This is a genomic window from Pseudomonas sp. (assembly GCF_030147005.1).
In the GTDB taxonomy this organism is placed as follows: domain Bacteria; phylum Pseudomonadota; class Gammaproteobacteria; order Pseudomonadales; family Pseudomonadaceae; genus Aquipseudomonas.
In genome coordinates this window covers 1-20,713 of the sequence record NZ_JASLAW010000048.1, presented here as the reverse complement: position 1 = coordinate 20,713, position 20,713 = coordinate 1, and the positions used below count along the sequence as shown (strand labels likewise).

At 59.7% G+C, this 20,713-nt stretch carries 21 protein-coding genes; 7 read left to right on the top strand and 14 right to left on the bottom strand.

What is annotated here, in order from left to right:
* Nucleotides 1-114: 114 nt before the first annotated feature.
* Complete coding sequence (gene mreB, locus Q1V60_RS04185; protein WP_002555108.1) at nucleotides 115-1,152, bottom strand: rod shape-determining protein MreB; 1,038 nt, start codon at nucleotides 1,150-1,152, stop codon at nucleotides 115-117.
* Between the two features lie 210 nt (nucleotides 1,153-1,362).
* Here mreB and gatC point away from each other — a divergent pair, with 210 nt between their 5' ends.
* From gatC to Q1V60_RS04155, 6 genes are all read left to right on the top strand, one after another.
* A complete protein-coding gene (gene gatC, locus Q1V60_RS04180) occupies nucleotides 1,363-1,650 on the top strand; it encodes an Asp-tRNA(Asn)/Glu-tRNA(Gln) amidotransferase subunit GatC (protein ID WP_300627662.1) in 288 nt (95 codons plus the stop codon).
* A gap of 16 nt (nucleotides 1,651-1,666) precedes the next feature.
* Entirely contained in the window at nucleotides 1,667-3,118 is a 1,452-nt protein-coding gene (gene gatA, locus Q1V60_RS04175; RefSeq protein ID WP_300627660.1) for an Asp-tRNA(Asn)/Glu-tRNA(Gln) amidotransferase subunit GatA, read from the top strand.
* A 10-nt stretch (nucleotides 3,119-3,128) separates the two neighbouring features.
* Nucleotides 3,129-4,574, top strand: coding sequence for an Asp-tRNA(Asn)/Glu-tRNA(Gln) amidotransferase subunit GatB (gatB, locus tag Q1V60_RS04170; RefSeq protein WP_300627658.1), 1,446 nt, complete (start codon nucleotides 3,129-3,131; stop codon nucleotides 4,572-4,574).
* A 196-nt stretch (nucleotides 4,575-4,770) separates the two neighbouring features.
* The gene (locus Q1V60_RS04165) at nucleotides 4,771-5,142 is read left to right on the top strand and encodes a septal ring lytic transglycosylase RlpA family protein (protein ID WP_300627656.1); all 372 of its coding nucleotides are present in this window, start codon (nucleotides 4,771-4,773) and stop codon (nucleotides 5,140-5,142) included.
* Nucleotides 5,143-5,201: 59 nt separating this feature from the next.
* On the top strand, nucleotides 5,202-6,248 hold the full coding sequence (locus tag Q1V60_RS04160) for a calcium/sodium antiporter (protein WP_300627737.1): 1,047 nt from the start codon (nucleotides 5,202-5,204) through the stop codon (nucleotides 6,246-6,248).
* The gene (locus Q1V60_RS04155; protein ID WP_300627654.1) at nucleotides 6,245-6,628 is read left to right on the top strand and encodes a carboxymuconolactone decarboxylase family protein; all 384 of its coding nucleotides are present in this window, start codon (nucleotides 6,245-6,247) and stop codon (nucleotides 6,626-6,628) included. Before Q1V60_RS04160 ends, Q1V60_RS04155 begins: the two co-directional genes overlap by 4 nt.
* A gap of 23 nt (nucleotides 6,629-6,651) precedes the next feature.
* Here Q1V60_RS04155 and Q1V60_RS04150 read toward each other — a convergent pair whose 3' ends face one another.
* The 5 genes from Q1V60_RS04150 to kdgD form a co-directional block, all read right to left on the bottom strand.
* Nucleotides 6,652-7,593 (bottom strand): AEC family transporter, encoded by a 942-nt coding sequence (locus tag Q1V60_RS04150; protein WP_300627652.1) that lies wholly within the window; start codon nucleotides 7,591-7,593, stop codon nucleotides 6,652-6,654.
* A 173-nt stretch (nucleotides 7,594-7,766) separates the two neighbouring features.
* The gene (gene garD / locus Q1V60_RS04145; protein ID WP_300627651.1) at nucleotides 7,767-9,320 is read right to left on the bottom strand and encodes a galactarate dehydratase; all 1,554 of its coding nucleotides are present in this window, start codon (nucleotides 9,318-9,320) and stop codon (nucleotides 7,767-7,769) included.
* Nucleotides 9,321-9,330: 10 nt separating this feature from the next.
* Complete coding sequence (locus tag Q1V60_RS04140) at nucleotides 9,331-10,695, bottom strand: MFS transporter (RefSeq protein WP_300627649.1); 1,365 nt, start codon at nucleotides 10,693-10,695, stop codon at nucleotides 9,331-9,333.
* Nucleotides 10,696-10,873: 178 nt separating this feature from the next.
* The gene (locus tag Q1V60_RS04135) at nucleotides 10,874-12,319 is read right to left on the bottom strand and encodes an aldehyde dehydrogenase family protein (RefSeq protein WP_300627648.1); all 1,446 of its coding nucleotides are present in this window, start codon (nucleotides 12,317-12,319) and stop codon (nucleotides 10,874-10,876) included.
* 54 nt (nucleotides 12,320-12,373) lie between these two features.
* Nucleotides 12,374-13,285: a 5-dehydro-4-deoxyglucarate dehydratase gene (gene kdgD / locus Q1V60_RS04130; RefSeq protein ID WP_300627646.1), complete on the bottom strand. Its 912-nt coding sequence runs from the start codon at nucleotides 13,283-13,285 to the stop codon at nucleotides 12,374-12,376.
* 234 nt (nucleotides 13,286-13,519) lie between these two features.
* On the opposite strand from kdgD, the gene Q1V60_RS04125 reads away from it, so the two are divergent.
* Nucleotides 13,520-14,677 (top strand): phospholipase, encoded by a 1,158-nt coding sequence (locus Q1V60_RS04125; protein WP_300627645.1) that lies wholly within the window; start codon nucleotides 13,520-13,522, stop codon nucleotides 14,675-14,677.
* A gap of 124 nt (nucleotides 14,678-14,801) precedes the next feature.
* On the opposite strand, the gene Q1V60_RS04120 is transcribed toward Q1V60_RS04125, so the two are convergent.
* From Q1V60_RS04120 to rplM, 8 genes are all read right to left on the bottom strand, one after another.
* Nucleotides 14,802-15,551: a FadR/GntR family transcriptional regulator gene (locus Q1V60_RS04120; RefSeq protein WP_124434970.1), complete on the bottom strand. Its 750-nt coding sequence runs from the start codon at nucleotides 15,549-15,551 to the stop codon at nucleotides 14,802-14,804.
* A 159-nt stretch (nucleotides 15,552-15,710) separates the two neighbouring features.
* On the bottom strand, nucleotides 15,711-16,130 hold the full coding sequence (locus Q1V60_RS04115) for a ClpXP protease specificity-enhancing factor (protein WP_300627643.1): 420 nt from the start codon (nucleotides 16,128-16,130) through the stop codon (nucleotides 15,711-15,713).
* A 17-nt stretch (nucleotides 16,131-16,147) separates the two neighbouring features.
* Complete coding sequence (locus Q1V60_RS04110) at nucleotides 16,148-16,765, bottom strand: glutathione S-transferase N-terminal domain-containing protein (RefSeq protein WP_084376331.1); 618 nt, start codon at nucleotides 16,763-16,765, stop codon at nucleotides 16,148-16,150.
* 147 nt (nucleotides 16,766-16,912) lie between these two features.
* On the bottom strand, nucleotides 16,913-17,692 hold the full coding sequence (locus tag Q1V60_RS04105; RefSeq protein WP_300627639.1) for a cytochrome c1: 780 nt from the start codon (nucleotides 17,690-17,692) through the stop codon (nucleotides 16,913-16,915).
* The gene (locus Q1V60_RS04100) at nucleotides 17,692-18,903 is read right to left on the bottom strand and encodes a cytochrome bc complex cytochrome b subunit (protein ID WP_003188526.1); all 1,212 of its coding nucleotides are present in this window, start codon (nucleotides 18,901-18,903) and stop codon (nucleotides 17,692-17,694) included. The genes Q1V60_RS04105 and Q1V60_RS04100 overlap by 1 nt, the downstream gene beginning before the upstream one ends.
* Nucleotides 18,903-19,496 carry a ubiquinol-cytochrome c reductase iron-sulfur subunit gene (gene petA / locus Q1V60_RS04095; RefSeq protein ID WP_300627637.1) on the bottom strand — a complete coding sequence of 198 codons (594 nt, stop codon included), beginning with the start codon at nucleotides 19,494-19,496 and terminating at the stop codon, nucleotides 18,903-18,905. The genes Q1V60_RS04100 and petA overlap by 1 nt, the downstream gene beginning before the upstream one ends.
* Nucleotides 19,497-19,763: 267 nt before the next feature.
* Nucleotides 19,764-20,156 (bottom strand): 30S ribosomal protein S9, encoded by a 393-nt coding sequence (rpsI, locus tag Q1V60_RS04090; RefSeq protein WP_003216038.1) that lies wholly within the window; start codon nucleotides 20,154-20,156, stop codon nucleotides 19,764-19,766.
* Between the two features lie 14 nt (nucleotides 20,157-20,170).
* The gene (rplM, locus tag Q1V60_RS04085) at nucleotides 20,171-20,599 is read right to left on the bottom strand and encodes a 50S ribosomal protein L13 (protein WP_003171742.1); all 429 of its coding nucleotides are present in this window, start codon (nucleotides 20,597-20,599) and stop codon (nucleotides 20,171-20,173) included.
* Nucleotides 20,600-20,713 lie beyond the last annotated feature (114 nt).

Here is a 20,713-nt window from a genome sequence, read left to right as displayed (position 1 = left end):
CTCTTTATTCATACGGCATCAAACCGGCCTGGATGCAGATTGAAGAAGATAAACGCCAACAGGCAGCACTGCAAAGTGCTGCCTGCCGACCAAGCATGAACCATCCAGGCAATCTTATTCGCTGGAGAGCAGGTCCATGGTGTGTTTATCCATCATTTCCAGTGCACGACCACCGCCACGGGCAACGCAGGTCAGCGGGTCTTCGGCGACGATCACCGGCAGGCCGGTTTCCTGAGCCAGCAACTTGTCGAGGTCGCGCAGCAAGGCGCCACCACCGGTCAGTACCAGGCCACGCTCGGCGATATCGGAAGCCAACTCCGGCGGCGACTGCTCCAGGGCACTCTTCACAGCCTGAACGATGGTGGCCAGGGACTCTTGCAGAGCTTCCAGCACTTCATTGGAGTTCAGGGTGAAGGCACGAGGCACACCTTCGGCCAGGTTGCGACCGCGAACATCGACTTCGCGAACTTCGCCGCCCGGGTAAGCGGTGCCGATTTCCTGCTTGATGCGCTCGGCGGTGGATTCGCCGATCAGGCTGCCGTAGTTACGACGCACGTAAGTGATGATCGCTTCGTCGAAGCGGTCGCCGCCAACACGCACGGATTCGGCATACACCACACCGTTCAGGGAAATCAGGGCGATCTCGGTAGTACCACCACCGATATCCACCACCATCGAACCGCGGGCCTCTTCAACCGGCAGGCCGGCGCCGATTGCGGCGGCCATCGGCTCTTCGATCAGGAACACTTCGCGGGCACCGGCACCAAGGGCCGATTCACGGATGGCGCGACGCTCCACCTGGGTGGACTTGCACGGAACGCAGATCAGCACACGAGGGCTGGGCTGCAGGAAACTGTTTTCGTGAACTTTGTTGATGAAGTACTGCAGCATCTTCTCGCAGACACTGAAGTCAGCGATCACGCCGTCTTTCATCGGACGAATGGCAGCAATATTGCCTGGTGTGCGGCCGAGCATGCGCTTGGCCTCGGTGCCAACGGCAACGACACTTTTCTGATTACCATGGGTCCGAATGGCCACAACCGATGGCTCATTCAGAACGATACCGCGCTCGCGCACGTAAATAAGGGTGTTGGCAGTGCCCAGGTCAATGGAAAGATCGCTGGAAAACATGCCACGCAGTTTCTTGAACATGGGAAAGGGACCCTAGGCAACGCGTGGGTAAAAAAGTGCGGCAAACTCTAACAACGACAGGGATTTTGGGCAAGGCGCCAATGTGCTAAATTGGCCGACTTTCTGTGCACCAACCCCCACAATCGCGGCCTTATGACCGTAGAAATGCGGTAGTGTTCCGACAATCTAACACACGGACGCCCTCCGTTCTGTTTTCCACTGGAGAATCCCATGGCGCTTGAACGCTCCGACGTGGAAAAAATCGCGCATCTGGCCTCGCTTGGCCTCAATGACGCCGATCTTCCACAGACCACCGCAGCCCTGAACAGCATTCTCGGGCTGGTTGACCAAATGCAGGCTGTCGACACCGACGGCATCGAGCCCCTGGCTCACCCGCTGGAAGCCAGTCAGCGCCTGCGCGCAGACTTCGTGACCGAGCGCAATAATCGCGAAGCCTACCAGTCCATCGCGCCAGCGGTCGAAAACGGCCTGTACCTGGTTCCGAAAGTCATCGACTAAAGGGAAAGAGCCTTTCATGCATCACATGACTCTGGCCGAGATCGCCCGCGGTCTCGCCGACAAAACGTTTTCTTCCGAAGAACTGACCAAGACCCTGCTGGCGCGTATCGCCGAGCTGGACCCCAAGGTCAACAGCTTCATCAGCCTCACCCAGGAGCTGGCCCTGAGCCAGGCCAAGGCCGCCGACGCGCGTCGCGCCAATGGTGAAGACGGCGCGCTGCTGGGCGCCCCGATCGCCCACAAAGACCTGTTCTGCACCCAGGGTATCCGCACCAGCTGCGGCTCGAAGATGCTCGACAACTTCAAGGCGCCCTACGACGCCACCGTGGTGTCCAAGCTGGCCGCCGCCGGGGCCGTGACCCTGGGCAAGACCAACATGGACGAATTCGCCATGGGTTCGGCCAACGAGTCGAGCTACTACGGCGCCGTGAAAAACCCGTGGAATCTGGATCACGTACCCGGCGGTTCGTCCGGTGGGTCCGCCGCTGCCGTGGCCGCACGCTTCCTGCCCGCAGCCACGGCCACCGACACCGGTGGCTCGATCCGCCAACCGGCAGCGTTCACAAACCTCACGGGCTTGAAGCCGACCTACGGTCGCGTTTCCCGCTGGGGCATGATCGCCTACGCCTCAAGTCTCGATCAGGGCGGCCCTCTGGCACGCACGGCTGAAGACTGCGCAATATTGTTACAAGGCATGGCCGGGTTCGATAAACAGGATTCCACCAGCATCGATGAGCCGGTGCCGGACTACAGCGCCGGCCTGAATACGTCGCTCAAGGGCCTGCGCATCGGCGTACCCAAGGAATACTTCAGCGCCGGTCTCGACCCGCGTATCGCCGACTTGGTGCACAACAGCATCAAGGAGCTGGAAAAGCTCGGCGCGGTGATCAAGCAAATCAGCCTGCCGAACAACCAGCACGCGATTCCCGCCTACTATGTGATCGCCCCGGCTGAAGCGTCCTCCAACCTGTCGCGTTTCGACGGCGTGCGCTTCGGCTATCGCTGCGAGAACCCCAAAGACCTTGCCGACCTGTACAAGCGCTCCCGTGGCGAAGGCTTCGGCGCCGAAGTGCAACGCCGCATCATGGTCGGTGCCTACGCCCTGTCGGCCGGCTACTACGACGCGTACTACCTCAAGGCGCAGAAGATCCGCCGCCTGATCAAGAACGACTTCATGGCAGCCTTTGAAGAAGTCGACGTGATCCTCGGCCCAACCACGCCGAACCCGGCCTGGAAGATCGGCGCCAAGACCGGCGACCCGATCGCCGAGTACCTGGAAGACCTCTACACCATCACCGCCAACCTCGCGGGCTTGCCGGGCTTGTCCATGCCCGCCGGTTTCGTCGACGGGCTGCCGGTCGGCGTGCAATTGCTCGCCCCTTATTTCCAGGAAGGCCGCCTGCTCAATGTGGCGCACCAGTACCAGTTGAACACCGACTGGCACACTCGCACCCCTACCGGCTTCTGAGGAGAACACTATGCAATGGGAAGTTGTGATCGGGCTGGAGATTCATACCCAGCTCGCCACCCAATCGAAGATTTTCTCCGGTAGCGCCACCACGTTCGGCGCAGGGCCCAACACCCAGGCCAGCCTGGTCGACCTGGGCATGCCCGGCGTGCTGCCGGTGCTGAACCAGGAAGCGGTGCGCATGGCGGTGATGTTCGGCCTGGCGATTGACGCCGAGATCGGTCAGCACAACGTGTTCGCGCGCAAGAACTACTTCTACCCGGACTTGCCCAAGGGCTATCAGATCAGCCAGATGGAGCTGCCGATCGTCGGCAAGGGCCATCTGGACATTCCGCTGGAAGACGGCACCATCAAGCGTGTCGGTGTAACCCGTGCGCACCTTGAAGAAGACGCCGGCAAGAGCCTGCACGAAGAATTCCCCGGTGCCACCGGCATCGACCTGAACCGTGCCGGCACGCCGCTGCTGGAAATCGTGTCCGAGCCGGACATGCGCAGCGCCAAGGAAGCCGTGGCTTACGTCAAGACGATCCATGCGCTGGTGCGCTACCTGGGCATCTGCGACGGCAACATGGCCGAAGGCTCGCTGCGTTGCGACTGCAACGTGTCGATCCGCCCCAAGGGCCAGGCCGAATACGGCACCCGCTGCGAGATCAAGAACGTCAACTCGTTCCGCTTCATCGAGAAGGCGATCAACAGCGAGGTACGTCGCCAGATCGAACTGATCGAAGACGGCGGCAAGGTGATCCAGCAAACCCGCCTGTACGACCCGAACAAAGACGAAACCCGCGCCATGCGCAGCAAGGAGGAAGCCAACGACTACCGTTACTTCCCCGATCCGGACCTGCTGCCGGTGGTACTGGAGGATTCGTTCCTCAGCGATATCCGCGCCACCCTGCCGGAGTTGCCGCAGCAAAAGCGCGAGCGTTTCCAGGCGCAGTTCGGCCTGTCGGTCTACGATGCCAGCGTATTGGCCTCCAGCCGGGAGCAAGCCAACTACTTCGAAAAGGTCGTGAGCATTGCCGGCGACGCCAAGCTGGCGGCTAACTGGGTAATGGTTGAACTGGGCAGCCTGTTGAACAAGCAAGGCCTGGAGATCGACGAAGCGCCGGTGAGCGCCGAACAACTGGGCGGCATGCTGCTGCGCATCAAAGACAACACCATCTCCGGCAAAATCGCCAAGACCGTGTTCGAAGCGATGGCCGCCGGCGAAGGCAGCGCCGATGAAATCATCGAGAAACGTGGCCTCAAGCAAGTCACCGACAGCGGCGCTATTTCGGCCGTGCTCGATGAAATGCTCGCGGCGAACGCCGAGCAGGTCGAACAATACCGCGCGGCGGACGAAGCCAAGCGCGGCAAGATGTTCGGCTTCTTCGTCGGCCAGGCGATGAAAGCGTCCAAGGGCAAAGCCAACCCGCAACAAGTCAACGAACTGCTGAAAAGCAAGCTCGAGGGCTGACAGCGATGAGCGGGCCGGGCGGGATCTCATGCTCGACTCGGCCCCCTGTGGAAAAAGGCTCGTTGTGGCGAGCAAGCCTGCTTGCGCTGGTGTGCGAAGCGCCCCCAAAAGCGGGCGACTGTTGCGCAGTCAGCAGGAGCAAGTTCTCTCGCCACAGCAAGCCCACTCTACATTCGCGACAGGGAACATCTCTGAAATGAAGCGTCTGCTCGGCCTCCTGGCCCTGTTCTCCCTGCTGACCGGTTGCGCCAGCGGCCTCATCGACCCCAACGGTTACGACGAAACCGGCACCGCCTCCTATTACGGCGCCAAACACCATGGCAAAAGAACCGCCAGCGGTGAAGCTTTCACCCCGAACGCCCTGACCGCCGCCCATCGGCGCCTGCCCTTCGGCACCCTGGTCAAGGTAACCAATCTCGACAACGACCGCTCTGTCGTGGTGCGTATCAATGATCGCGGCCCGCATACCCGTGGGCGCCTGATCGACCTTTCACGCAAGGCCGCCGAGCAACTGCGTATGCTTCGCAGCGGCACCGCGCGGGTTCGCGTGCAAGCCCTGAACAACTGATCGAGGCAGCCTTGAGCATTTTTGGATTGAACGCCCTTTCGCCCTGGAGCCTGCTTGAACTGGTCAGCGGCTTGCTGCTGTTGATCGTCGGCGCTGAAATTTTGGTGCGGGCCGCGGTGCGCCTGGCCGCCAGCCTGAAGGTGCGACCGCTGATCATCGGCCTGAGCATCGTGGCCTTCGGCAGCAGCGCGCCACAGATGGCCGTCAGCGTGCAAGCCACCCTGGCCGGCAACACCGATATTGCCGTGGGCAGCGTGATCGGCAGCAGCATCTTCAATATCCTCGTCACCCTGGGCTTGTCCGCGCTGATCATTCCGCTGCGGGTGTCGCGACAACTGGTGCGCCTGGATATTCCGGTCATGATCGTCGCCGGCCTGCTGGTGTTCATCCTGGCGGCCAATGAGGCCCTGACGCCGTTCGACGGCCTGGTGCTGCTGGTCGCGTTGGTGGCCTACCTCGGCGTGCTGCACTACCAGACGCGCCACTCCCGACGTCCACGCACCCTCGCCACCGTGACCAAGGCGCCCTGGCTGAGCAGCGTGCTGTTGATGCTTGGCGGCTTGCTGGTGCTGGTGCTGGCCGGGCACTTGTTGCTGGGCGCGGCCGTGGCGGTGGCAAGCGACCTGGGCTTGTCGGAGCGCATCATTGGCCTGACGCTGATCGGCGTCGGCACCTCGCTGCCCTGCCTGGCCACTTCGTTGATTGCCGCCTTGCGTGGCGAGCGCGAGATTGCCGTGGGCAATGTGATCGGCAGCAACCTGTTCAACCTGCTGGGCGTGCTCGGCCTTACCGCCTTGGTGGCGCCGTCGCCGCTGTCGGTCTCGCCCAACGCCCTGGACTTTGACTTGCCGGTCATGCTTGGCGCCATCACGTTATGCCTGCCGGTGTTTTATACCGGCTACCGCGTCACGCGTGCCGAAGGCCTGGTGTTGCTGGCGCTGTACCTGGCGTACGGCCTGCATGTGATGGCATTTACAACCGGCATGCCCCTGGCCGCCAAGCTTGAACAATTAATGCTGTTTTACGTCTTGCCGGCGTTAGCGGTGGTGCTGTTGTTCACGTCGCTGCGCGCCTGGCACCGCCAACACAAGAGGGAATCGCAATGACCGGTCAGAAGAAGCCAGGGATTGAAGTGCGTCGTCAGGTGATGGGCGATGTATTCGTCGACCGCGCCCTGAGCAATGCCACCGAGTTCAGCCAGCCGCTGCAGGACTTCGTCAATGAACACGCCTGGGGCAGCGTGTGGAATCGCGAGGGCCTGCCGCTCAAGACGCGCAGCCTGATTACCCTCGCCGCCCTGACCGCGCTCAAATGCCCGCAGGAACTCAAGGGCCATGTACGCGGCGCGTTGAACAATGGCTGCACCGTCGAGGAGATTCGCGAAGCATTACTGCATTGCGCGGTATATGCGGGGGTGCCGGCGGCGATCGATGCGTTTCGGGCGGCGCAGGAAGTGATTGAGGCGTATCAGGCGGAACAGCAGTGATTGGTCTATAGCTATCGCAACACTCAGATCCAGCCACCGGCCTGCAACACGAAGATGCCGATATTCGTGGTCACCGCCGCCATCAACGTGGTGATCACAATAATCGCTGCCGCCAGTTCGTGATTCCCCTCGGCCGCCCTGGCCATCACGAAGCTCGCCGCCGCCGTCGGCGCGCCAAAATACAGAAACAAAATCCCCAACTCCGGCCCACGGAAACCCAGCAGCCACGCACCCAACGTGGCGATCACCGGCAGCCAGACCATCTTCATCAGGCTTGCGCTCAATGCCAGCTTGCCGCTCTTGCGCAGCGCCGCCAGGGATAAGGTGCCGCCTATGCAGATCAGCGCCAAAGGCAGTGTCGTGTCCGCCAGATACCCCAGGGATTTTTCCAGCCAACCGGGCAGGCCGAGCTGGAAATAGGCAAACGGCGCTGCGACGACCACACTGATGATCAGCGGGTTGGCCACCACACTTTTGAAGATGCTCCACGGGTCGGACTTGATCACCGGGCTGTACACCGCCAGCACAATGGTCGACAGGGTGTTATAGAACAGGATCACCAACGCCGCGAGGATCGCACCGAGAGAAATACCGTAGTCGCCGTACATGCTGGCAGCCAGCGCCAGGCCGATCACCCCGTTGTTGCCGCGAAACGCGCCCTGGGTGTAAATGCCCCGGTCTTCGCGCCTGCAGCGAAAAATCGCCCAGCCCCACGCCATGGCAAAGCTCACCAACGTGGCCACGGAAAAGTAAATCAGCAAACCCGGCTTGAGCGCTGAATGCAGGTCGGCATGCAGGATGCCGAGAAACAGCAGCGCCGGCATGGTGACGTTGAACACCAGGGACGAGGCGGTGTGGATAAAGTTGTCGTTGATCCAGTTGATGCGCTTGAGCAGCACACCGAGGAACAGCATGGCAAACACCGGCGCGGTGATGGTGAGAGTGGTGAGGAAAATTGCCAGCATGCCGGGGAGAACCTTGGTGAGCGTCGTCAGGGGGCTAATGATAAGCCATGCAGCCCCGCTGCGTCTGGTAGGACGCCTTCGCGAGCAAGCCCGCGCCCACATTCGACCGCATTCCAAAGCTGGAGCTCGGCCGTTGCGGGAGCGGGCTTACTCGCGAAGCAGGCGACTCGATCTCAGGTAATCGGCGCCGGGTTGAACAAGGTGATGTCGTTATGCAGCTTATGCCGCTCTGCCCACGTCTGTTTCCTGCCGCTGGCCACGTCCAGGTAGAAGTGAAACAACTCCCAGCCCAGCTCCTCGATGCTCGCGCGCCCGGTGGCGATGCGCCCGGCGTCGATATCGATCAGGTCCGGCCAGCGCTGCGCCAGCTCGGTGCGCGTCGAGACCTTCACTACCGGCGCCATTGCCAAGCCGTAAGGCGTGCCACGCCCGGTGGTGAATACATGCAGGTTCATTCCCGCCGCCAGTTGCAAGGTGCCGCACACAAAGTCACTGGCCGGGGTTGCGCAAAAAATCAGGCCCTTGCCCTTGAAGCGTTCGCCTGGGCCGAGCACGCCGTTGATCGCGCTGCTGCCGGATTTGACGATGGAGCCCAACGACTTCTCGACGATATTCGACAGCCCGCCCTTCTTGTTGCCGGGCGTGGTATTGGCACTGCGATCCGCCTCGCCCTTGGCCAGGTAACGGTCGTACCAGTCCATTTCCCTGACCAACTCCTGGGCAACTTCCTTGCTTTGAGCCCGTGAAGTCAGCAGGTAAATAGCGTCACGGACTTCTGTCACTTCGGAAAACATCACCGTCGCGCCGGCACGCAGCAGCAGGTCTGACGCATAACCCAGCGCCGGGTTGGCGGTGATGCCGGAGAACGCATCACTGCCGCCGCATTGCATGCCCAGGATCAGCTCGGACGCCGGCACCGTTTCGCGGCGGCGCTGGTCGAGCTTTTTCAAGCGCACCTCGGCCAGCGCCATAATCTGCTCGATCATCTCGGTAAAGCCATGGCTGGAATCCTGCAACCGGTACAGCCAAGGCTCGCTCAGGTCGACAGAGCTGTCGTTGTCGTGCATCACTTGCCCGGCCTGCAATTTCTCGCAGCCCAGGCTGATCACCAGCGCTTCGCCGCCCAGGTTCGGGTTACGCGCCAGGTTGCGCACGGTACGGATCGGGATGTAGGCATCCGTGGCCGTAATCGCCACGCCGCAGCCGTAGCTATGAGTCAGCGCCACTACGTCATCGACGTGGGGGTACTTGGGCAGCAATTCATCCTTGATGCGCTTGACGGCATGGTCCAGCACGCCGGTCACGCACTGCACCGTGGTGGTGATACCCAGGATGTTGCGCGTGCCCACGGTGCCGTCGGCGTTACGATAGCCCTCAAACGTAAACCCCTCGAGCGGCGCCTGGGTTTCAGGCACTTCGGTGGACAGCGGAAGGCTGTCCAGCGGCGGCGCGGTGGGCATGCGCAACTGGTCTTCCTGTACCCAGCTGCCACGCGGGATCGGCGCCAATGCATAGCCAATCGTCTGGCCGTAGCGAATGATCCGACCGCCCTCAGGGATATCTTCCAGGGTCACCTTGTGGCTCTGGGGGATGAAATCCACTGTGACCAGGCCGTCCGGGAATTCGGTCCCGGCCGGTACGCCCTGATCGTTCACCACGATCACCACATTGTCGCGCTCGTGCAAACGAATCGAGCGCGGCGAGTCGGCATGTTCAATCAACTGCATCACACGAACCTCAGGAATGCGCTTGGGAAAGGTGGGTCAACTCAGGGCCTTTGCTTGGCGGCTCCTTGAGCACCACGCGCTTGATCGGGCCGACGATTACCAGGTAGCTGAACACCGCCACCAGGGCATTGGCGCCCACAAACACCAGGGCCCATTTGAACGAGCCAGTAGTGCCGATGATGTAGCCAATGACAATCGGCGTGGTGATGGAGGCCAGGTTACCGAAGGTATTGAACAAACCACCACTGAGGCCGGCGATTTGTTTCGGCGAAGTGTCGGACACCACCGCCCAGCCCAGTGCGCCAACGCCCTTGCCAAAGAAGGCCAGCGCCATGAAGCCCACCACCATCCATTCAACGTCGACGTAGTTGCACGCAATGATGCTGCTGGACACCAGCAGGCCCGCAATGATCGGCGCCTTGCGGGCGAAGGTCAGGGAATGGCCCTTGCGCAGCAGATAGTCGGAAATCACCCCGCCCAGCACGCCACCGATAAAGCCGCAGATCGCCGGCAACGAGGCAATGAAACCAGCCTTGAGAATGGTCATGCCACGGTCTTGCACCAGGTACACGGGGAACCACGTCAGGAAGAAGTAAGTGATGCCGTTGATGCAGTACTGGCCCAGATAAACGCCGAGCATCATGCGATTAGTCAGCAATTGCCGGATGTAATCCCACTTCGGCCCGTCGGTTTTCTTACCCTTGCCCTTGTCCTGGTCCATATCAACCATCGCGCCATTGGCCGCGATGTGATTGAACTCGGCTTCGTTGATCATCGGATGTTGGCGCGGGCTGTGGATGACTTTCAGCCAGATCAGCGAGAAGACGATGCCGATCACGCCCATTACGATAAACACGTGCTGCCAGCCGAAGCGGTAAACAATCCAGCCCATCAGCGGTGCGAACAACACCGTGGCGAAGTATTGCGCCGAGTTGAAGATAGCCGACGCGGTACCGCGTTCGGCAGTCGGAAACCAGGCCGCCACAATCCGTGCGTTACCCGGGAAGGATGGCGCTTCGGCCAGGCCCACCATGAAGCGCAGCATAAACAGCGCAACGACGGCAGTGGAGATACCGAACTCACCGACGTAGCCTTGCAGCACGGTGAACAGTGACCAGGTGAAGATGCTCAGGGCATAGACTTTTTTCGAGCCGAACCGGTCGAGCAGCCAGCCACCGGGAATTTGCCCGGCGACGTAGGCCCAACCGAATGCAGAGAAGATATAGCCGAGGGTAACCGCGTCGATGCCGAGGTCTTTTTGCAGGCTGGAACCGGCGATGGCGATGGTGGCACGGTCGGCGTAGTTGATCGTGGTCACCAGAAACAGCATGAGCAGGATCAAATAGCGGACGTGGGTCGGCTTGGTCGCTTGCATATAGAAGTACTCCCACTAATTATTTTTTTTGCGGGTAATGGTTATGTCTTGCTGGGTGCCGCCCCCTGTAGGAGCGAGCTTGCTCGCGAAAAACTCACAGGCACCGCGGGCATCCTGAATGCCCGCTTAATCGTTGACGTTCTTCGCGAGCAAGCTCGCTCCTACAGTGAAACGGGTGTTACGACCCGATATAGCTGGTCTTTACTACGGTGTAGAACTCTTGCGCATAGCGACCCTGCTCACGCGAGCCGTAGGATGAACCCTTACGGCCACCGAACGGAACGTGATAGTCCACACCGGCGGTCGGCAAGTTGACCATTACCATGCCGGCCTGAGAATGGCGCTTGAAGTGGTTGGCGTACTTCAACGAAGTGGTGGCGATGCCTGCCGACAAACCGAACTCGGTGTCGTTGGCCATGGCCAGCGCCGCCTCGTAGTCGGCCACGCGCACCACGTTGGCCACCGGGCCGAAAATCTCTTCACGGCTGATGCGCATAGCGGCTTCGCTGTCGGCGAACAGCGTCGGCGCCAGGTAATAGCCCTCGGTGTCGCAGGTCACCAGACCGCCACCGCTGACCAGCCGCGCACCTTCGCTTTGGCCGATGTCGATGTACTTCATGTCCTGGTCCAACTGGGCCTGGGAGACCACCGGGCCAATGTCGGTACCGCTGCTGAGGGCGTGGCCGACCTTGATCGACTTCATGCGTTCGGCCATGGCTGCGACAAACTGGTCGTGTATGCCGGCGGTGACGATCAGGCGGCTGGAAGCGGTGCAACGCTGGCCGGTGGAGTAGAACGCGCTCTGCACCGACAACTCGACGGCCTGCTTGAGGTCGGCGTCGTCGAGAATGATCTGCGGGTTCTTGCCGCCCATTTCCAACTGCACCTTGGCCTGGCGCGATACACAGCTGACGGCGATCTGGCGACCTACACCGACCGAACCAGTAAAGCTGATGCCGTCGACTTTCGGGCTGTTGACCAACACATCGCCCACTACGCGACCGCTGCCCATCACCAGATTGAATACCCCGGCCGGGAAACCGGCGCGGGAAATGATTTCGGCCAGGGCCCAGGCACAGCCCGGTACCAATTCGGCCGGCTTGATCACCACGCAGTTGCCATAGGCCAGGGCCGGGGCGATTTTCCAGGCGGGGATGGCGATCGGGAAGTTCCAGGGGGTGATCAAGCCGACAACGCCGAGGGCTTCACGGGTGACTTCAACGTTGACGCCCGGGCGCACCGATGGCACGTAGTCGCCAGACAGGCGCAGGCATTCACCGGCGAAGAATTTGAAAATGTTACCGGCGCGGGTCACCTCGCCGATGGCTTCGGGCAGCGTCTTGCCCTCTTCCCGGGCCAGCAGGGTGCCAAGCTCTTCGCGGCGGGCGAGGATTTCGCTGCCGACTTTGTCCAACGCATCGTGGCGCGCCTGGATGCCGGACGTGGACCAGGCCGGAAATGCCGCGCGGGCGGCGTCGATCGCGGCGTTGACTTGGGCGACGTCAGCCTTGGCGTATTCGCCGATCACATCGGAAAGATCCGACGGGTTGGTATTGGTGCAGTAGTCGGCGCCGGTTACCCATTCACCGTTGATGTAGTTTTCGAAACGCTTTGCTTGGGACACGAATCTTCTCCTGACGCAAAAGGCCGCTGATTGCTCAGCGGCCTTGTTGATAAGTTATTGCGCGCCTTGCTTATCGATCAGCGCGGCCAGGGCTTCGTATTCTTCCGGCAGCAGATCGGTCAGCGGAGTGCGCACTGGGCCGGCGTCGTAGCCGACAATCTTCGCACCCGCCTTGACGATGCTCACGGCATAACCGGCCTTGCGGTTACGGATGTCCAGGTAAGGCAGGAAGAAATCGTCAATGATTCTGGAAACAGTGGTGTGATCATCCTTGGCAATCGCGTGGTAGAAATCCATCGCGGTTTTCGGGATGAAGTTGAACACCGCCGAAGAATATACCGGCACGCCCAGGGCCTTGTAGGCAGCGGCGTAAACCTCTGCAGTCGGCAGGCCGCCGAGGTAGCTGAAACGGTCGCCGAGACGACGGCGGATCGACACCATCAACTCGATGTCGCCCAGGCCATCCTTATAGCCGATCAGATTCGGGCAGCGCTCGGCGAGGCGTTCCAGCAACGGTGCGGTCAGGCGGCAGACATTGCGGTTGTACACCACCACGCCAATTTTGACCGATTTGCATACCGCTTCAACGTGGGCGGCAACGCCGTCCTGGCTGGCTTCAGTCAGGTAGTGCGGCAGCAACAGCAGGCCTTTGGCGCCGAGGCGTTCGGCTTCCTGGGCGTACTCGATGGCCTGGCGGGTCGACCCTCCCACACCGGCCAGGATCGGCACGCTGGTGGCGCAGGTATCGACGGCGGTTTTTACCACTTGGGAATATTCGCTGGCAGCGAGGGAGAAGAACTCACCGGTGCCGCCTGCAGCGAACAAGGCGGTGGCGCCATAGGGGGCCAGCCATTCCAGACGCTTGATATAGCCCGCCTGGTGAAAGTCACCCTGGGCATTGAAATCGGTCACGGGAAAAGACAGCAGACCGTGAGAGAGGATGGACTTCAGTTCTTGTGGATTCATTATTCGAACACCCTGGCGAATACTTTCTGAAGAAAGCGTTGTTGTTGGTTTAAGTGATGTCGTACGTCATCGTACAACTATAAAATAATTCGTCAACTGCAATTCATCGACGCTTGTCCGAAGCGTGCCGTTGAAACGCGTTCCTTGACGTAAGAAATTTCCGTCCTATGCTCGACACAACTGTATACACATACAGTTAAATGGACATTTTTTACGACATAGCAAGGAGCTAACATGTCAGGCCTTCGATACCCCGCCCCCACAAAGACGCCCCCTACCCTGCGCTTTGAAGGTGGTGAGCACACCGCCATCGGCGACGACACGCTGTTGCGTTTTGCCAAGGACGCCGCATCGATCCCGGCGCGAGACGTGCAACTGCATTTGCCCAACGGACTGGCCCTCACCTATGGTCAAGTGCTTGCTCTGGGTGGCGACTTTTATGGTATCCCCGGCCGACCTATCAGCGATGGCACCTCCCCTGCCGACCGCGTGCAACGCTTCACCGCGGCCTTCGATTCACTGGCGGTGCTACCTGCTTCGCGGGAAGAAGCCGGCAAGATCCTCGCGGTGATGCAAAAAGAGATCAATGCAGTAAAACAGGCTATTAAAGACGGCAAGCAACCCCATCAAGCCTATGACGACCTGGGTGATACGTTGTCCGAGGAGTGGAATCGCATCACCGGTGGCGGCAGCGCGGTGTCTGCATTGGTCCCTCTGGGGCGCTATCTGAAACTGGCGGCGGACAATGCCGACCATTTCGGCGAATGGGCATTGTCCGCCTACCTGGCTGGCCATACTGCGGCCCTGCAACAGGCGCTGGCCGCTCATCAAACCGGCACCGACCAGGCATTGGAATTGGCGTACGCCATGAACAGCTTTGCCGATCACTTCCTCACCGACCTGTTTTCCGCCGGCCACCTGCGCGTCCCACGCAAGCAACTGGCGGCAGAGGTCACGCCTGGAGAGCTGGGGTCGCTGATCAGCCGCTTCATGCATGACGAAGACAGCAAGTTCGGGCTTAAGGTAAGCAACGCCATGGGAGACCAGTGGCACGCCTATGGAGATAAACGCTATTTCGACGCTATTGATGCGGACAATCGGGTGCAGGTCAAACGTGCGGTGCAGGCTTCGGCGGATGACATTTTCGAAACCTTCATCAGCGGTGTCGCGCCCTCCCCGGCTAACTTCAAGGCATCGTTGTATGTGCCGGACCTGAGGGCGGCGCAGAATCCGGCGAATAACTTCTCGCCGCTGTTCAGGATGGAGGGGGACAAGGTGCTGCGGCGCAAGCAGGTCAATGACTTGAACGACAAGCGTTGGACGGATGATTGGTGGGGGTGGAGTACGTATTTGTTGCTCAAGGACTACGAGCCCAATCAACCCGCCAGCTAACGGCTGCTTTCCTTTGTAGGAACGAGCTTGCTTGCGAAGATCTTGAGGCCACAGCGCACGCTCTGAATAAACGCGGTGCTTCTGAGTCTTTGGCGAGCAAGCTCGCTCCTACGGGGGCAGAGGCTTAACCCCGCTGCGCCTCCGCCTCTTCATGGGCATGGCGCAGCCGCTCGCGACTGTTGGTCAAGTGCAGCCGCATCGCCGCCCGCGCCGCGTCCGAATCCTGGCGGGCGATCGCTTCATAAATCTCTTCATGCTCGCGACTCAAACGCCCCATGTAGTGCTGCTGGTCATCATGAGCCAGGCGCGCCGAATTGAGGCGGGTACGTGGAATGATGCTGGTGCCCAGGTGAGTCATGATGTCGGTGAAGTAACGGTTGCCGGTGGACAGCGCAATTTCCAGGTGGAACGCGAAGTCTGACGCCACTGCGTCACCCGCATGGGCCGCGCTTTCATTCAGCGCATCGAGGGCGGCACGCATCGCCGCCAGTTGTTCATCACTGCGGCGCAAGGCAGCCAGGCCTGCCGATTCCACTTCCAGGCTGATACGCAACTCCAGAATCGCCAACACATCGCGCAACGTCACTACAGTAGCCGGGTCAATGCGGAAACCGCTCGGGCTTGGCGTGTCCAATACAAAAGTACCGATACCGTGACGCGTCTCCACCTGCCCCGCCGCCTGCAAGCGCGAGATCGCCTCGCGCACCACGGTACGGCTGACGCCATGGGCCTCCATGATCGCCGACTCGGTGGGCAGCTTGTCGCCACGCTTGAGCTGGCCGTCGCGGATTTGTTCGGACAACACCGTAACCAATTCCTGGGCAAGGCTGCGGCGCTTGCGGGGGAGACGTGGGGCGGCGTTGGCGTTTTCCATGATGAATCATCTTTCTCGGTGAGCTGAACACGCATCATAGCCCATGGCGGTTGTACGATCACCGTTCCTGTCGCGACTTTCATCCCTGTCCCACAGGCAAAAAAATGCCCCGGCAACCGCCGAGGCATTTTTTCAGGCTCGCCCGAAGGCAGCAGCCCCTTACTTCACCACTTTCAAGCTCGGCCGGCCAGTGGGGCGCGGCGGCTCGTTATCCGGTGGCGGCATATCATCGCCGCCTTCGCCTTCGATCGTGTCGTCGTCCTCGAAAGGCGATTCCAGATCGAACACCATGCCTTGCCCGTTCTCACGGGCATAAATCCCGAGGATGGCGCCAATCGGCACGAACAGCGTATGCGGCACACCGCCAAAACGCCCTTCGAAACTGACCGCCTCGTTGTCCATGTGCAGGTGGCGCACGGCACTGGGCGATACATTCAATACAATCTGTCCGTCGCTGGCAAAACCCTGCGGAACCTGAACCGCCGGAAATTCAGAGTTCACCAGCATGTGCGGGGTGCAATCATTGTCCACAATCCACTCATAGAGCGCGCGGACCAGATAAGGTCGACTGGAGTTCATCAACGGCTCCTTAAGCCTTAGCGCATATCGCGTTCGACGCCAGACAGACTCGCCTGGAAAGCCTCACGCGCAAATTGGCGCTCCATGTAATCAAGCAGCGGCTTGGCCGGCCGTGGCAGTTCAATGCCCAGAATCGGCAAGCGCCAGAGTATGGGTAATAGGCAGCAATCCACCAGGCTTTGTTCCTCGCTGAGGAAAAAAGGTTTATCGGCGAACAGCGGCGAAACACCGGTCAGGCTTTCACGCAATTCCTTACGCGCCTGCACCCGAGCGGCTTCTTTGGAACGTGAATCCAGAATCACATCCACCAACCCGCACCAGTCACGCTGGATCCGATGGATCAGCAGGCGGCTGTTGGCACGCGCGACCGGGTACACCGGCAGCAAAGGGGGATGTGGGTAACGCTCATCCAAGTATTCCATCACCACGGTTGACTCCCACAACGCCAGGTCACGATCGACCAGGGTGGGCAAGCTGCCGTAAGGGTTCACTTCGATCAGTTTCGGCGGCTGACGGCCCGCCTCCACACTGATGATCTCGGCGCTGACACCCTTCTCTGCGAGCACGATGCGTACTCGATGGGAATAGTGGTCGGCGGGGTCGGAGTAACAGGCCAACCGGTTGGTCACGCCCATGGCGGTCCTCCTCGCTTGTTGAAATTATCGAAAGCTCAAAAACGAGCGCGCCCAGAGAGCATCTCTGTAACGTCCGGTACAACCGGCGCTACGTGTTCAGAGATGCCGCTGGGCGCGCAAGATTAACAGCAATTGCTTACGGTTGGATCAATGCACATCCTTCCAGTACTCGCGTTTGAGCAGATAGGCGAATACGAAGAAGAAAGCCAGGTACAGCAAGACGTAAGTACCGATGCGCTGATGCTGCAGTTTGACCGGATTGGCCGAGTAGGCCAGGAAGGTCACCAGATTCTTGACCTTCTCGTCGAACTGCTCTTCGTTCAGCGTGCCGGTCTTGGGCACGATGGTCAGTTGATCGCACGCTTCATGAGTCAGCGGCGTGCCGGTCAACGGATCATATTGCTTCTTGCCGTCTTCAACGACCTGAACCTGCTTGCATCCTACCACTTGTCGACCCTGAAGGCCGACCAGAACGTTAGGCATACCGACGTTCGGGAACACTTTGTTGTTCACTCCCCAAGGGCGAGCCGGGTCTTCGTAGAAGGATTTAAGGTAGCCGTAGAGCCAGTCGGTGCCGCGTACGCGAGCCACCAGAGTCAGGTCGGGCGGTGCTGCGCCGAACCACGCCTTGGCATCCGCCGGTTGCATGCCGATGTTCATGTGATCGCCGATTTTGGCACCGGTGAACACCAGGTTCTGCAGCATCAACTCATGGGGGATGCCCAAGTCATCGGCAACCCGCTCGTAGCGCTGGAACTTGGCGCTGTGGCAGCCCATGCAGTAGTTGGCGAACGTGCGTGCACCATCTTGCAAAGCGGCTTTATCGGAGACGTCGATGTCGACTTTTTCCAGTTCCGCGCCATGTTCGGCGGCCAAAGACAGCAGCGGCAAGGCCGCAAGCACTAATGCAACGAATAATTTTTTCATCAGCCAGTCACCCTTTCCGGAACCGGTTTGGTCTTCTCGAGCCGGGTGTAGAACGGCATCAGAATGAAGTAGGCGAAGTACAGGAAGGTGCAGACCTGCGACAGCAACGTACGCTCAGGGGTTGGCGCCAATACGCCCAGCACACCCAGGATCACGAACGAGATGCAGAACACCCACAGCCAGATCTTGCTCAGCCAACCCTTGTAGCGCATGGACTTGACCGGGCTGCGATCCAGCCACGGCAGCACGAACAGCACCGCAATCGCCGCGCCCATGGCGATCACGCCCATGAGTTTGTCGGGGATTGCACGCAGGATTGCGTAGAACGGCGTGAAGTACCAGACCGGCGCAATGTGCTCGGGCGTCTTGAAAGCGTTGGCTTGTTCGAAGTTAGGCTTCTCCAGGAAATAACCACCCATCTCCGGGAAAAAGAACACGATCGAGCAGAACACGAACAGAAACACGACCACGCCGACAATGTCTTTGACGGTGTAATAAGGGTGGAACGGGATGCCATCCAGTGGGATGCCGTTCTCGTCCTTGTGCTTCTTGATGTCCACGCCATCCGGGTTGTTGGAGCCCACCTCATGCAGTGCCAGGATGTGCAACACCACCAGGCCCAGGATCACGATCGGCAAGGCGACGACGTGCAAAGCGAAGAAGCGGTTCAGGGTGATGCCGGAGATCAGGTAGTCACCACGGATCCACTGAGTCAGGTCGTTGCCGATCACCGGAATCGCACCGAACAGCGAGATGATCACCTGGGCGCCCCAGTACGACATCTGGCCCCATGGCAGCAGGTAGCCCATGAAGGCTTCAGCCATCAGCGCCAGGTAGATCAGCATGCCGAACACCCACACCAGCTCGCGCGGCTTCTGGTACGAACCATAGAGCAAGCCACGAAACATGTGCAGGTAGACGACGATGAAGAACGCCGATGCGCCGGTAGAGTGCAGCAGGCGCAGGATCGAACCGTACTCGACGTCACGCATGATGTATTCGACGGAGGCGAACGCCTCTTCCGCCGACGGGGTGTAGCTCATCGTCAACCAGACACCGGTGACGATCTGGTTTACCAGCACCAGCAGTGCCAGGGAGCCGAAGAAGTAGAAGAAGTTGAAGTTTTTCGGTGCGTAATACTTGCTGAGATGGTCTTCCCACATTTTAGTGGCGGGGAAGCGCGCATCCACCCAATCCATGAACTTGCTCATCACGCGTTCTCCTTATCGAGGCCAATGACAATGATGTCGTCAGTTTCGTAGGTATGCGGAGGAACCGGCAGGTTCAAGGGTGCGGGCTGAGACTTGTAGACGCGGCCGGCGAGGTCGTAATGCGAACCGTGGCAGGGGCAGAAATAACCGCCGACCCAATCTTTACCCAAGTCGACGGGAGCGACTTCCGGGCGAAAGGTAGGTGAGCAACCCAGGTGGGTACACAGACCGACCAGCAGCAGGATCTCCGGCTTGATCGAACGTGCTTCATTCTTGGCGTAGGCGGGTTGGTCGGACTTCTCGGATTTTGGGTCAGACAACTGGCCTTCGATCTTCTTGAGATTCCCCAGGATTTCCTCCGTACGACGAACAATGAACACCGGCTGGCCGCGCCATTCAGCAATCATCTGCTGGCCTGGCTCGATCTTGCTGACATTCACCTTCACCGGTGCACCTGCGGCTTTCGCCTTGGCACTGGGAAACCATGACCCCACGAACGGGACCGCAGCCCCCACCGCTCCTGCAGCACCCACCACGGATGTGGCTGCTACCAAGAAGCGACGCCGGCCTGCATTCACGCCGTCATTGCTCATTCAGTCCTCTCCCATCAGCTTTTTGGCCTGTTAAATCAGGCGTCTACTAAGTATTGAATCTTTTACTTATAAAAATTTTGACGGATGGTAATGAAAAGCCACACGTATGACAAGGGAATTGCCCGGGCCTCTCCCCCCAGGCCTTGTAGTATAGGGGGTCTACGGATGTGGCAAGTTGTCACGGCGAAAAATCTGCATAAATCGCAGGCAATAAAAAACGCCCAGCTCCGTGAGGAGACTGGGCGTTTTTGTGGAACGTAAAGCGAATTAACGCTTCGAGTACTGCGGACGCTTACGCGCTTTACGCAGACCGACTTTCTTACGTTCAACTTCACGAGCATCGCGAGTTACGAAGCCAGCTTTGCGCAGAGCGCCACGCAGGGTTTCGTCGTACTGCATCAGAGCGCGAGTGATACCGTGGCGGATTGCGCCAGCTTGACCACTTACACCGCCACCGATAACGGTGACGTAGATGTCGAACTTTTCAACGGTCTCGGTCAATTCCAGCGGCTGACGAACTACCATGCGGGCAGTTTCGCGGCCGAAGAAGTTTTCCAGAGTGCGGTTGTTGATCGAGATGTTACCAGTGCCCGGACGCAGGAAAACGCGTGCGGTTGCGGTTTTGCGACGGCCAGTGCCGTAATTTTGAGTCGCCGACATAATGAACTATTCCGTTAAAACTTCAGTTCTTGGGGCTGCTGAGCAGCATGAGGGTGTACAGCGCCCGCATAGACTTTCAGCTTGCGAAACATATCGCGACCCAGTGGGCCCTTAGGCAGCATGCCTTTGACCGCGATTTCGATCGGGGCTTCAGGCTTCTTGGAGATCAGGCCTTCAAAGTTGGAAGACTTGATACCGCCTGGGAAACCGGAGTGACGGTAGTACATTTTGTCTTGCGCTTTGTTGCCGGTAACACGTACCTGCTCAGCGTTGATGATGACAATGTAGTCACCGGTATCAACGTGCGGGGTGTATTCAGGCTTGTGCTTGCCACGCAGACGGCTGGCGACTTCAGTGGCCAGACGACCCAGGGTCTGACCAGCGGCGTCGACGACAAACCAGTCGCGCTGAACTGTTTCCGGTTTTGCAGTAAAAGTTGTCATTCTTTAATAGCCTCAGGGGCCGCCCTGTAAATTAGACGGCGGATCTTACTGAATAGTGCGTACTTTGACAAGGTCAAAGGCAGCCGGATACAGACGCTATCGGGGGCTCGGGTC